11 protein-coding genes are annotated in these 12,305 nt (G+C 67.8%); 9 read left to right on the forward strand and 2 right to left on the reverse strand.

Translation table 11 applies throughout. The features are described from left to right. The first annotated feature begins 41 nt into the window (after nucleotides 1-41). The 5 genes from AWC03_RS07230 to AWC03_RS27780 all read left to right on the forward strand — a co-directional run bounded on the left by AWC03_RS07230 (nucleotide 42) and on the right by AWC03_RS27780 (nucleotide 7,402). Entirely contained in the window at nucleotides 42-1,169 is a 1,128-nt protein-coding gene (locus AWC03_RS07230) for a M24 family metallopeptidase (protein WP_085239835.1), read from the forward strand. A gap of 34 nt (nucleotides 1,170-1,203) precedes the next feature. Then, the gene (locus AWC03_RS07235) at nucleotides 1,204-3,486 is read left to right on the forward strand and encodes an alpha/beta hydrolase-fold protein (RefSeq protein WP_085239836.1); all 2,283 of its coding nucleotides are present in this window, start codon (nucleotides 1,204-1,206) and stop codon (nucleotides 3,484-3,486) included. Nucleotides 3,487-3,547: 61 nt separating this feature from the next. Further along, nucleotides 3,548-6,538, forward strand: a complete 2,991-nt coding sequence (locus AWC03_RS07240; RefSeq protein ID WP_085239837.1) for a TNT domain-containing protein — start codon at nucleotides 3,548-3,550, stop codon at nucleotides 6,536-6,538. After that, a complete protein-coding gene (locus tag AWC03_RS07245) occupies nucleotides 6,538-7,068 on the forward strand; it encodes a TNT antitoxin family protein (RefSeq protein ID WP_085239968.1) in 531 nt (176 codons plus the stop codon). Before AWC03_RS07240 ends, AWC03_RS07245 begins: the two co-directional genes overlap by 1 nt. Nucleotides 7,069-7,138: 70 nt before the next feature. Continuing rightward, entirely contained in the window at nucleotides 7,139-7,402 is a 264-nt protein-coding gene (locus tag AWC03_RS27780) for a hypothetical protein (protein WP_085239838.1), read from the forward strand. A gap of 304 nt (nucleotides 7,403-7,706) precedes the next feature. On the opposite strand, the gene AWC03_RS07260 is transcribed toward AWC03_RS27780, so the two are convergent. After that, nucleotides 7,707-8,120 (reverse strand): F420-dependent biliverdin reductase, encoded by a 414-nt coding sequence (locus AWC03_RS07260; RefSeq protein WP_085239840.1) that lies wholly within the window; start codon nucleotides 8,118-8,120, stop codon nucleotides 7,707-7,709. A 35-nt stretch (nucleotides 8,121-8,155) separates the two neighbouring features. Between AWC03_RS07260 and AWC03_RS07265 the strand changes: the two genes are divergently transcribed. From AWC03_RS07265 to AWC03_RS07280, 4 genes are read left to right on the forward strand one after another with little or no spacing between them, the layout of a single operon-like run. Further along, nucleotides 8,156-8,905 carry a decaprenylphospho-beta-D-erythro-pentofuranosid-2-ulose 2-reductase gene (locus AWC03_RS07265; RefSeq protein ID WP_085239841.1) on the forward strand — a complete coding sequence of 250 codons (750 nt, stop codon included), beginning with the start codon at nucleotides 8,156-8,158 and terminating at the stop codon, nucleotides 8,903-8,905. Nucleotides 8,906-8,954: 49 nt separating this feature from the next. Then, complete coding sequence (gene cbiE / locus AWC03_RS07270; RefSeq protein ID WP_085239842.1) at nucleotides 8,955-10,127, forward strand: precorrin-6y C5,15-methyltransferase (decarboxylating) subunit CbiE; 1,173 nt, start codon at nucleotides 8,955-8,957, stop codon at nucleotides 10,125-10,127. Next, nucleotides 10,124-10,879, forward strand: coding sequence for a precorrin-4 C(11)-methyltransferase (gene cobM, locus AWC03_RS07275; protein WP_085239843.1), 756 nt, complete (start codon nucleotides 10,124-10,126; stop codon nucleotides 10,877-10,879). Before cbiE ends, cobM begins: the two co-directional genes overlap by 4 nt. Beyond that, nucleotides 10,879-11,604, forward strand: a complete 726-nt coding sequence (locus tag AWC03_RS07280) for a cobalt-precorrin-6A reductase (protein ID WP_085239844.1) — start codon at nucleotides 10,879-10,881, stop codon at nucleotides 11,602-11,604. The genes cobM and AWC03_RS07280 overlap by 1 nt, the downstream gene beginning before the upstream one ends. Here the strand turns inward: AWC03_RS07280 and sigC are convergent. Then, nucleotides 11,601-12,158: an RNA polymerase sigma factor SigC gene (sigC, locus tag AWC03_RS27785; protein WP_244275501.1), complete on the reverse strand. Its 558-nt coding sequence runs from the start codon at nucleotides 12,156-12,158 to the stop codon at nucleotides 11,601-11,603. The genes AWC03_RS07280 and sigC overlap by 4 nt on opposite strands. Between the last annotated feature and the right edge of the window lie 147 nt (nucleotides 12,159-12,305).

The following is a 12,305-nucleotide window of genomic DNA, read 5'->3' on the forward strand; positions in this document are numbered from 1 at the left end:
GTCTCACGCCGCCGAGCGCCGGCCGGGTTAGCCTGGCTGCCATGGAATCTCATCGGTTCGACACCGGGGTGTATGCGCGCCGGCTGAAGGCGGCCGCCGATGCGACCGCCGACGCGGGATTGTCCGGCCTGGTCATCACCCCCGGCTACGACCTGCGCTACCTCGTCGGGTCCCGCGCCCAGACGCTCGAGCGATTCACCGCGCTGGTGTTGCCGGCGTCCGGTGACCCGACGGTGGTGGTGCCGCGGCTGGAGCTCGCCTCGCTCAAGGGGTCGGCCATCGCGGATCTGGGTCTGGCGGTGCGCGATTGGGTCGACGGGGACGACCCGTACCAATTGGTGGGCGCCGCATTGGGCAGGGCGCCCGTCGCGACCGCGGTCACCGACTCCATGCCGGCGCTGCACCTGCTGCCGCTGGTGGGTGTGCTCGGGATGCTGCCGGTCCTGGCCACCGAGGTGATGCGCAAGCTTCGGATGGTCAAGGAGGAATGCGAAACAGACGCGCTGCGCAAAGCCGGCGCGGCCATCGATCGGGTGCACGCCCGGGTCCCGGAGTTCCTTGTCCCGGGCCGGACGGAAGCCGACGTCGCCGCCGACATTGCGGAAGCGATTGTGGCCGAGGGGCATTCGGAGGTCTCGTTCATCATCGTCGGTTCCGGGCCGCACAGCGCCGACCCGCACCACGGCTACTCGGATCGCGAATTGCAGGTCGGCGACATCGTCGTCGTCGACATCGGCGGCGCCTACGAGCCCGGGTACCACTCCGACTCGACCCGTACGTACAGCATCGGCGAGCCGGATCCCGCAGTGGCACAGCAGTATTCGGTGCTGCAGCGGGCGCAGCGGGCGGCCGTGGAGGCGGTGCGCCCCGGGGTGACGGCCGCGCAGATCGACGCCGCCGCGCGCGACGTGCTGGCCCGCGCCGGGCTCGCGGAGGCTTTCGTCCACCGCACCGGTCACGGCATCGGGCTATCCGTCCATGAGGAGCCCTACATCGTCGCGGGCAACGACCTGCCGGTGGCCGCGGGCATGGCCTTCTCCATCGAGCCGGGCATCTACTTCCCGGGCCGCTGGGGCGCCCGCATCGAGGACATCGTCGTGGTCACCGACGATGGCGCGCTGGCGGTCAACAACCGTCCGCACGACCTCATCGTGGTGCCCGTGGCATAGCAGCCGGGGCTCACCGGCGCGTACGTTGGGCTTGATGTCACTTGTGGATTTGACTCTCCTTCCGATTAGCATCGCACGCCACATCGCCGACGCGCTCCTGCATCCCGCCGCGACGGCGCCCGCGCCACCGGCTGAGCTCGTCGTCGTCGACGGGATGCCCGAGGGGGTGCCACCGGCCGCGCTGCGCCCCGAGCCGCAACTCCCGGTGCCTGCGGGATGGCCGTTCGGCGAGGAGTTTCCGCGCACCTGCGGCGCGGGCCGCCTGGCCGGCGGTGCGCTGTTTTGGACCGACTTCCTCTACGACGATCACGGCGCGACGGGCCTGCCGATCGGTGATCTCAAAGTGCAGGCGCCGCCACGGGGCACCTACGTCTATCCCGACGGCCCTGCGGCCCGCAACGGCGCCGACATCTTCCGCGTCGCGATCGGGCTCACCGCGACCCACACGTGGTGGCGGGTCGACTGGAATACCTTGCTGGACGCGTCGGTCCCCATCGCGCTGTTCACCCTCGACACGGACCCCGCCCGGACCGCGCCGGACCAATGGCCCGCCGGGGCCGGGGTGCGCTCGGCCGGAATCGACATGGCCTTGCTGGTTTCGGCCAGTGGTGCCGCGCTGATCGACCTGACCACCCAGTCGAGGACGCCCGTACCGCACAGCGTCGACATGGGATCGCGCACGTTTCTGGCCCAGGTGCCGCGCACCCTGCTGGAGCCGCGCGGCACCTGGAAAGTGCGGCTGGCGGCGGGGCTGGCCAATGCGGCGGGCGACGGGTTCGCCGACGTGCCCGCCGAGCACGGCGCGCTGCCCGGGCAACCCAATGTCTACAACGTGGCATTCCGCACCAACGAGCAGGAGCCGCCCCATCTGAACTTCTGGTCGGATGCCGCGCAGGCCGAGGCCCTGACCGCCGGCGACGTGTCGAGGTTCGCCGTGACGGTGGAGTGGGGGCGCCTGGCCGCCGGCGAGACCGCTCCCGAGCCGGTGATCACCGGCCCGTCGACGCGCTGGTATGTGTCCTCGATCGAGCTCGGCCAGGGCGTGGCCGCCGACGATATCTTGAGCACCAAGCCGCAGTTCCTCGGCCGGGTGCAGCCCTATTCGGTGTGTCTGCCGTCGAGTTTCAAGCCCGGCCGGAGCCTGCCGTTGACCCTGCTGCTGCATTCGCTTGCGTTGGGGCAGAGCCAGTTCGCCGCGATCGACCCCCGCCTGCTGCACCAAGTGTGCGAGGTTCGCGACTCGGTGGTCATCACGCCGCTGGCCCGAGGCCCGTCGACGTGGTACTTCGACACCGGGGAACTCGACGTGTGGGAGGTGTGGGCGCGCGTCGCCGAGCAACTGGGCACCGATCCCAATCGCACCGTGATCTCCGGTTACTCGATGGGCGGTTATGCGGCATACAAGCTGGGACTGACCTACCCGCAAGTGTTTTCGCAGGCCGTCGTGCTGGCCGGGCCGCCGACGTGCGGCGTGCGGCTGCTTCCCGACATCGACATCCCGGCCGACCTCGACCCGGACTCGCCCTGTGCCCGCGAGGGCGACACGTGGAAGCTGCTGGTGAATGCCCGCTGGTTGCCCTACGTCATCGCGCACGGGCTGGTCGACGAGCTGGTGCCATTCCCGTCGGCCGCCGAGCAGGTGCTCGAACTCGACCGGCTGGGCTACCGGCACCGCTTCACGGTGTATCCGTTCGAGGACCACATCGCCTGGGTGTTGCAGGACAAGTTCGAGGATCCGATCGCCCACATGGAAACCGGCCTGCGGCAAGCCGATCCGGGACACATCACATTCGCGTGGCACCCGCAACTGGTGCGCGACGACTTGGGTATCGGGCCGCATCGGGTGTGGTGGTTGTCGGGCCTGGCCGCGGATCCCGCGGTGACGGCGCGGCGCGGGGCCATCGCCGAAGTCGACGCCCGGTCCTATGCGCGCCCGGATCCGACACACACCGTTCGGCATCATCGCGGGGTCATCCTGAACTTCGACCCGACCCCGGGCGTGTACACCGAACTGGACTGGCGGGTAGGCCCGCCCGTCGGTCCGCTGCCGTATCTGACGCTGCGGCTCAGCGGCGTCGCCGCGATCACGGTGGATGTCCAGCGGGCCGGTCTGGCGGCGTTGCCGGCGTCGACCATCACGGTGGCCACCGATACCGCCGCGCGGATCACGCTGAGTGGACTGCCCGCCGGGGTCAGCGTGCACCTCGACGGTCAGCCGGCCGAACCGACCCTGGCGGTGCCGGTGGGACGGCACCGCATCACGCTGGCCGCGCGGGCTGTTGATAAACGAGTTGTGGCTGCTAGCGGCGGCCGCTAGCTTGGCAAAGCCATCATTGGGTGAGTAGCTTCTGCGCGCGGTCTCGACGAGAATTTCGCGCGTGGCTCCGTTGTCCGTCGACCCCGAGGCGATGTTCGCTGCGGGTAGTGCGGTGCAGGCCGCCGGTGAGGGGTTGGCGGCGAATCTGGCGGTGCTGACCGCCGGTTTTTCGGCGCACACCGGTGTTGACCGGGCCGGCGAGGTGTTCGGCTTGGCGTATCAGGAGAAGGCCGAGTCTGTGCTGAAGGCGGCCGCTGCCGCCGTCAACGCTTGCCGCAAAAGCGGGGCCGTCATCCAGCAAGGCGCGTCGAACTACTCCCACGTCGAGGCGGCTTCGACGCTGGGCGGTGGAGGCGGAGCTTTGGAGCCACCGTCCCCGCCGGCCGAGCTTGCCGCGCCGGGGCCGCCCGGGACGTGGGGGCCAGGCCAGCCGCCCCCACCGCTGTGGGCGCTCGTGCAATCGTTTGTCCTCGAGGCATGGCCCGATGGTGATGTGGCGGGTCTGCGTGCGGCTGCATCTCGTTGGCGTGCGTTCGGTGCGGCGGCAGAAGGTGTCAAGGGAACTCTCAACGCATCGAAGACGCTGTTCGACAGCCAACACATTCCTGAAGGCGAGAAGATCGACAACGCTTTGAGCGAAATCGGCTCGTCGACAGCGATTATCGGCGAGTTGTGCGGCTCACTGGCCCGTACCATCGACACGTTCGCGAACAGGGTGGACCACGCCCAAACCGCGATCCGGGATCTGTTGCGCCGGATCGAGTCCCTGGGCGACCTCGGTCACGACGTCATGCTCATCATCGACGGTGACGCCTGGGATGAGATCAAACAGATCGTTAAGGACATCAACGCAGTGCTGCAGCACCTTGGGCAGGAAGCCAGGGCCTGCGAGGAGGCGATCAAGTTCCTCGTGCAAGAGGCCGATCGCGCGGTCGTCACATGCGAGAAGTACGCGCGCCGCGGGCTGGTCCAATTCCTGGGAGACGACGTCGGTAACCCCGTCGCCACCGTCGCCGACACGTGGATCAATGGCTATACCGGTGTCCTCAAAGGTGCGGTCGGCGTGGGGCTGGGCCTCGTCGACCTGAGCCCGCACTGGATCGCTGCCGACCCCGAGGGTGCGGCCGCCACCTGGACGGGCGTAGTGAAAAATGCCTGGAAAGAAAGTTTGATCAATGCCGCGGTCAATCCCGAAGAATTTTCGGATGCGAGGCTGCAGGAGCTGAAAGGCCTTGTGCACGCCAAGGATTGGACTACGGCTCGGCCGGGATTGGGCGCCGGTGAAGTCCTCTTCGACGGCGTCACGCTGATCGCCCCGGGCCTCGGTGAGGCAGGTGCGGCGGCCGATGGTGCGGGTGCCGCCGCACGTGGCGCAGAGGAAGAGGCGGAGGCCGCGGGTGGGGCTGCTGGGCGTGCCGGTGGGGAAGGCGCGGCGGGAGCGCGTGGCGCGCTGACCGACATCACCAAGGCCGGCGGCGACGTGACCAAGGACCTCGAAGGCGCCACCGGGGACCTGCCGGAAATCAAAGCTCCGCCCGCCGGCGGTACTCCTGTCGGTCTACCGGCGGGCAAGCCACTCGAGGCGCCCGTCGAGGCGACACCACACCCGCCCGATGCTGCGCCGGGTGCGCATGATCCAACTGGCGTGCCGGGGCCGTCCGCTCCCGAGGCTCCGGGACCCGGCACCGGCGGCGGTCCACATGAGCCGGTGGCGGCGCCTGCGGCCGGTGGTCCGCACGACCCGGCACCAGTGCCGGCCGAGGCTCCCGCTCCTGCTGCACCTGCGGGCGGGGTCCCACATGAACCAGGATCGGTTCCTCCTGCGAGTCCCCAAGAACCGGTGTCGGCGGCGGAAAGTCCCCATGAATCGGTGCCCTCTTCCGTGGCTGATCCGCGCGAACCGATGCCGGCTACGGCACCCGAGTCAGCTCCGACGGCCCTACCCGCCGGTGCGGGCGACCGTGTGCCCGGGAGTGTTGCGCAGCTAGCCGAACACTCGCCGGCGCGTGCACCGGTAACGCCGAGCGCATCGCCGGTTGACACCGCCCCGGGCAATGCCGGCGCTCCACGATTTGCGGCCCCTCCTTCTGCAGCCCCCGCGCCTTCCTCTGCACCGATGGCTGCACCGCATTTCGGTGCATTTGGCGGTCGCCCTGCGGAAATGCCAGCCCCGGGGCGCGCATGGCACAGTCCCGGGGGCGCCGGTCCGCCGGACGGCCAGCCGCCGCACGGCGGAGAACCACCGGGGCCCGGCGACGGCCATCCGGCCGGCGGTAAGCCGGACGGACAACCACCGGGCGGCGACGGCCGGCGAGGGAATGGCTACGGAGATTCACCTGGTGACCGCGGGGAGGCGGGCCCTCACGACGGCGATGGCTCAAAGGGCCCGGGTGATGGTGGACATCCAGGCGGTCAACGCCAGGACCCTGTGCATTCGCACGAGCCTGCGGGAGATGGGTGGCATCGGTTACCGGATGAGCCTCTTGACCCGCATTACGGGGAACCGCTGAATGAACACTGGGATTTCGCTGACGATCCGGTTGATCCTTCGAAGATCGATAAAGACGTGGCGAAGCTCATTCGTGACCCCGAAGCACCATTTGGTCGTGACCCGCAAGGTCATCCTTACGCCGAAGAGGAATACGCAGAACGCTTCAATGACGTAGGGCCAGAAGGCCAGAATTGGTCTAAATTTCCCCTCAATGCCGGTGCCGTCCCGGGGACGCGGGTTGCCTACACCAATGCTGCATCCTTCCTGCGAGACTATGGCTCTTTCGTCGATCGGGTCGGCAAAACTAATGGTAAGTATCTAGCCGTCATGGAAGATGGCCAACCGGCTTCATGGGAGCAGAGGGCTCTCCACGTCAGCAGCCTCCGCGACCCCTACCACAGCTACACCTTCGGCGAGCTACCGGAAGACTGGACCATCGAAGTATCGGAGGTCGGGCCTGGAGTGGGCCAAGAGGGTGGGTCGATCCAAGTTCGGGTACTCGATGGGGATGGAAAAGTACAAATAATTGACAAGCTCATAGAGCGAGGAGTTTTGGAGTGATGACAGGCTCCGTGGATCTCTCTCCCGACCTACAAAGGTGGATTCGTCGCGCTGACTTGGGTATGGTTCAGGGAAGCCAAACGAACGATGGTCGAACGATCATCTGGAACACCGGCGGCGAAGCCCGATACTTCATTGGCGTCAATGATGGGTGGTACGTCGTCACATCCTCTGATCGTATGGGGCCCGAAGCGTACGATTTCGCGGGACGAACGATGCCGGTAGTGGAAAAATACCTGTACGGATTGTTTGGGGGATCCGCCCGAGGCGAGAATCTCCCGCGACTAAAGATCCCGTTTCGACGCGACGAGCTGCGGCCGGGCTACAGCATCAGCAAACGAGAATTTGCCGGACGAGAACGCCACGCGTTGGTTGATCAGTCAGGGATGGTTGTGGCTATTGCGGGTGTGGAAGACCTTGTCGAGTTATCTCATTATTTGGATGCGACTGAAAGGACGATAGAGGATTCCTATCTGTCTCCCGGCGGTAAGCCGCTCTTTGGCGTGCGAGATTCGAAAAATTCGTCATAAAACTAAATCTCGATGCTTGCTTTGTTGCGAGGTAAATTCGCCTTTTCATTGACCTCGAAAGTTTCGACAATTGGAATTTGAGGACGAATACGTTTCGCCCGTGTACCAATATTCTATTGGCATTGAAAAGATATCGTGTCGCTATTACCTGTCGATAGCGGTGAGCAACGGTATCGTGGATTACGAGGAATATTATGAGTTGACGCCGAATCAATATCGCCAATTTTTGCGTGATCCGGCCGATGCACTCGACTTCGTCGAAGCATGCCGGAGGCGCGAGCACGACGACCTACTCTTGCAGAGGCCCGGGAGTAACCGAGGAACGCCTGTATGACGGCATGTGAAAGAACTCAACTGAGCGCCAGAGGTGAGGAGAAAGCGGGATACGGCGTCATGAGGAAAATCGCCGGGAAGATCTTCTCTACGCCAGAAGAGGCTGGCGTGACTCCGCCGACGAAAGCGGAGTTGGCGGAGGCACGCAGAGCTTTCGATGAATTTGAGCAGAAAGTAAACGCTGTTGCTCCGGAAGACAGGGCGACAGATGTCTCGCCAAAGTTCTGGGATGACATTTCAGGGACGGAGTACGACCCTCGGAGGAAGGGCAGTTAGCAACGGTCCGATATGTCGGCGGGCGTGGCCTACGTCTCGCCCCGGTCCAGCAACCCGGAAGACCCCAGCACTCGCTCCACTCGCACCTCGATGACCACCCGCCGCGGATTCGGTCGCGGGGTCCGGTAACGCTGGGCGTACCGCAACTCGGCATCGCGGACAGCGTCGACATCGGTGTTTACCTTGGACCGGCCCTCCAGCGACAACCACCGCGCGCCGTCGACCTGACTGAGCACCGCCACGCCGCCGCGGTCGGCGTTCACCGCTTTCTGCGAACCGCCGGTGGTGATCACTCGCGCGATGTGCGTCTTGGGGTCGAACGTGAAACCGACCGCCACGACATGCGGTGAATTGTCGGCTCGCAGCGTGGTCAGCATGGCCAGATGCCGTTCGGACAGGAACGCCAGCGCATCGTCGGTGAGCCGGGTAGTGGTATTCGCCATCAACGCTCACGCTAGCGCAGGTCATAATCGCAGCCGTGGACGACACGGGCGCAGGCCCAGTACTGATCCTGGGCGGCCGCAGCGAGATCGGCATCGAGCTGGCGCGGCTCCTGGCGCCCGGGGCCACGGTGGTGCTGGCCGCGCGCAAGGCCGACCAACTCGACGAGCAGGTCGCCGCGGTGAAAGCCGCCGGGGCCCAAACGGTGCGCACAGTCGAGTTCGACGCCGACGACCTGGCGTCGCACGGTCCGCTGGTCGACTCGGTCGTCGCCGAGCACGGACCCATCACCACGGCGGTGCTGGCCTTCGGCATCCTCGGCGACCAGGCCCGCGCCGAGGCCGACGCCGCACACGCGGTCGCGATCGTGCACACCGACTACCTCGCCCAGGTCAGCATGCTCACCTATCTGGCGGCCGCCATGCGCCAGGCCGAAAAGGGCCGACTGGTGGTGTTCTCCTCGATCGCCGGCGCGCGGGTGCGTCGCGCCAACTATGTCTACGGCTCGGCCAAGGCCGGCCTGGACGGCTTCGCGAGCGGCCTGGCCGACGCCCTGCACGGCACCGGCGTGAAACTGCTGATCGTCCGCCCGGGATTCGTGATCGGACGCATGACGCAAGGCATGGATCCCGCGCCGCTGTCCAGCACGCCCGCACAGGTGGCCGGGGCCACGGCCCGTGCGCTGGCCAAGGGCCGACGCACCGTGTGGATCCCCTGGGCGCTGGGGCCCGCCGCTGCGGTGATGCGGCTGCTGCCGCAGTTTGTGTGGCGCAGGATGCCGCGATGATCCGCGCCGGTGACGATGCAGAGCGGAGCGAGGGGGAGGAACGGCGCTCATGATCATCGTGGTCGGCATCGGGGCCGACGGCATGGCGGGGCTCGCGGAAGCCTCTCGCGATGAACTGCGAAGGGCCACAGTAATTTACGGATCCAAACGGCAGCTCGACCTGCTCGACGGCACCGTGGCCGCACCGCGCCGGCAGTGGCCCTCGCCGATGCTGCCCGCGCTGCAAACCCTGCGAGACCGCCACCCCGAAGACATCCATGTGGTGGCCAGCGGCGACCCCCTCATGCACGGCATCGGGGGCACGCTGATCCGGCTGTACGGCCTGGAACACGTCCGGGTGATGCCGCACGTGTCCTCGGTGACGCTGGCGTGTGCGCGGATGGGCTGGAACGCCCACGACACCGAGGTGATCAGCCTCGTCACCGCGCCACTGCACACCGCGGTGCGCCGCGGCGGTCAAGCGATCGTGCTGTCGAGAAACGGGGCCACGCCGCAAGAGCTCGCCGCACTGCTGCAAGACCACGGCCGCGGCGACTCCGAGATGAGCATCCTCGAAAACCTCGGTGGCCCAACCGAACGGCGCCGGGAGAGCACGGCACGGCAATGGGCGCGGGACGCGCCCGAACACGTCGACGACCTCAACGTCATCGCCATCCGCTACCTGCCCGAGGAACGGCTGTCGCCGCTGCCCGACGACGCGTTCCGTCATGACAGACAGATCACCAAGCGCGGCATCCGCGCGGTGACGCTGGCGGCGCTGGCGCCACGCCCGGGCGAGCGGCTGTGGGACGTCGGCGCGGGCTCCGGCAGCATCAGCGTCGAGTGGTGCTTGAGTGGAACCGGTTGCAGCGCAGCCGCATTCGAGCGCGACGAACGACGCCGCGGCAACATCGCCTTCAACGCCGCGGCCTGCGGTGTGGGCATCGACGTCCACGGCGACGCCCCGGGCGCGTTCGGCGGCCTCGAGCCACCGTCAGCGGTCTTCATCGGCGGCGGACTCACCCAACCCGGCCTGCTCGACGCGTGCCTCGCCGGCCTGCCGACCGGCGGCCGCCTCGTTGCCAACGCGGTCACCGCGGAATCTGAAGCGCTTCTGGCACAATCGCATTCGCGTCTCGGCGGCCAGCTGCGACGGTTCCAGCACTACCACGGCGAGCCGCTCGGTGGCTTCACCGGATGGCGCCCGCAGATGCCGGTCACCCAGTGGTCGGTGACGAAATGACGGTGTACTTCATCGGCGCGGGCCCGGGCGCCGCCGACCTGATCACGGTCCGCGGCCAGCGGCTCCTCGAAACGTGCCCGGTGTGCCTGTACGCGGGATCGATCATGCCCGACGACCTGCTGGCGCTGTGCCCGTCCGGGGCGAAGGTCATCGACACCGGCCCGCTGACACTCGAGCAGATCATCACCGAAATCGCGGGCGCCGACGCCGCCGGCCACGACGTCGCGCGCCTGCATTCCGGTGACCCGTCGCTCTACAGCGCGCTGGCCGAACAATGCCGCCGGCTCGACACGCTGGGCATCGACTACGAAATCGTGCCCGGCGTACCGTCTTTCGCCGCGGCGGCGGCCGCGCTCAAGCGCGAGCTCACGGTCCCCGGTGTCGCGCAGACGGTGACGCTGACCCGGGTCGCCACGCTGTCGACGGCCATGCCGCCCGGGGAAGACCTGGGCACCCTCGCCCGCTCCGGCGCCACGCTGGTCCTGCACCTGGCCGCGGCGCAGATCGATGCCATCGTGCCGCAACTTCTCGAAGGCGGCTATCGGCCCGAAACACCCGCCGCCGTCGTGGCTTTCGCGAGTTGGCCACAACAGGTGGTGCTGCGGGGAACGCTCGCCGACATCGCTGCGCAGACGCACCGGGCCGGCATCACCAAGACGGCGGTGATCGTCGTCGGCGACGTGCTGGCCGCCGAGGGATTCACCGACAGCTACCTGTATTCGGCCGGGCGGACGCGGGGGAGCGGGCACTGATGCGCGTGCTGCTGCTCGGCGGCACCGCCGAAGGTCGCGCGCTGGCGAAAACCCTGCACCCGCACGTCGACATCGTCAGCTCGCTGGCGGGCCGGGTGCCCGACCCCGCGCTGCCGGTCGGCCCGGTACGCATCGGCGGCTTCGGCGGCGTCGAGGGGCTCCAGCGCTGGCTGCTCGAGGAAGGCATCGACGCCGTCATCGACGCGACCCATCCGTTCGCGGCGACCATGACCGCACACGCCGCCCAGGCGTGCGCCGAGTTGCGGATCCCGCACCTGGTGCTGGCCCGCCCGGCGTGGGAGCCTGGCGATGCGATCGTCGTCGAATCCGACACCCAGGCGGCCGAAACCGTTGCAAAGGAAGGCTTCTCGCGGGTGTTCCTCACCACCGGACGTTCGGGGACGAGGGCCTTCGCGGGCAGCGGCGCGTGGTTTTTGATCCGCGCCGTCACCGAACCCGATCCCGCGTCGCTGCCCCACCGTCACCAGCTGCTGCTATCCCGCGGCCCGTACCACTACGACGGCGAGGTCGCCGTGCTGCGGGAGCACCGCATCGACGCCTTGGTCACCAAGAACAGCGGAGGAAACATGACGCGGGCGAAAGTGGACGCCGCGGCGGCATTGAGCATTCCGGTGGTGATGGTGGCCCGGCCGCCGCTGCCGGCCGGGGTGAGCGTGGTGGGCAGCGTCGAGCAAGCCGCCGAATGGCTGACGGGACTGGATTAGCCGGTCAGGTCGTCGCGCTCGGCGTCGGCGGCCAGCAGCGCGTCGCGGGCGCGTGCCACCCGGGATCGGATCGTGCCCACCGGGCAGCCGCACACCGCTGCTGCGTCGGCATAGGACAGCCCGAGCAACTGGGTGAGCAGCAAGGCTTCTCGTTGCTCGGCGGTGAGGTTCGCGATCATCGTGGTGACCTCGACCAGGTCTTCGAAACCGCGGGCGTGGCGATCGCCGCGCAGAACGAGCTCCGGGTCGGCGCCGAGGGCGGCGCGGGGCCGCGACCGGACGTGGCGGATGTGATCGGCCACGACGCGGCGCGCGATGGAAAGCAGCCAGGTCCGGGCGCTCGAGCGCCCGGAGAACCGCTCGATGGCGCCGATCGCGCGCAAGAACGTCTCTTGGGTCAGGTCGTCGGCGCTGCCCGCGTCCGACAGATACGCCACGAACCGCCACACGTCTTGCTGGGTGGCTTTGATGAAAGCCTCGAGCGCCCTGTCGTTCCCGCGCGCGGCTGCCAATGCGAGCTCGGTAACGGCCTCGTCATCGCTGGGCGCGATCATGGCGAACCACCTTTGTCTCGCGGGCTCACCGAGTCTACGACGACCCGTCGTAGACTCGGTGGCGGGGTCGGAAGCCGATCGGTTGATGGGCCACAGGTGACCGCGCCCTCGTGCGGCGGGCGGCTCTGCCGGCCAGACGGCGTCGTC

Origin of the sequence: Mycobacterium europaeum, assembly GCF_002102155.1 — a bacterium.
Taxonomy (GTDB): domain Bacteria; phylum Actinomycetota; class Actinomycetes; order Mycobacteriales; family Mycobacteriaceae; genus Mycobacterium; species Mycobacterium europaeum.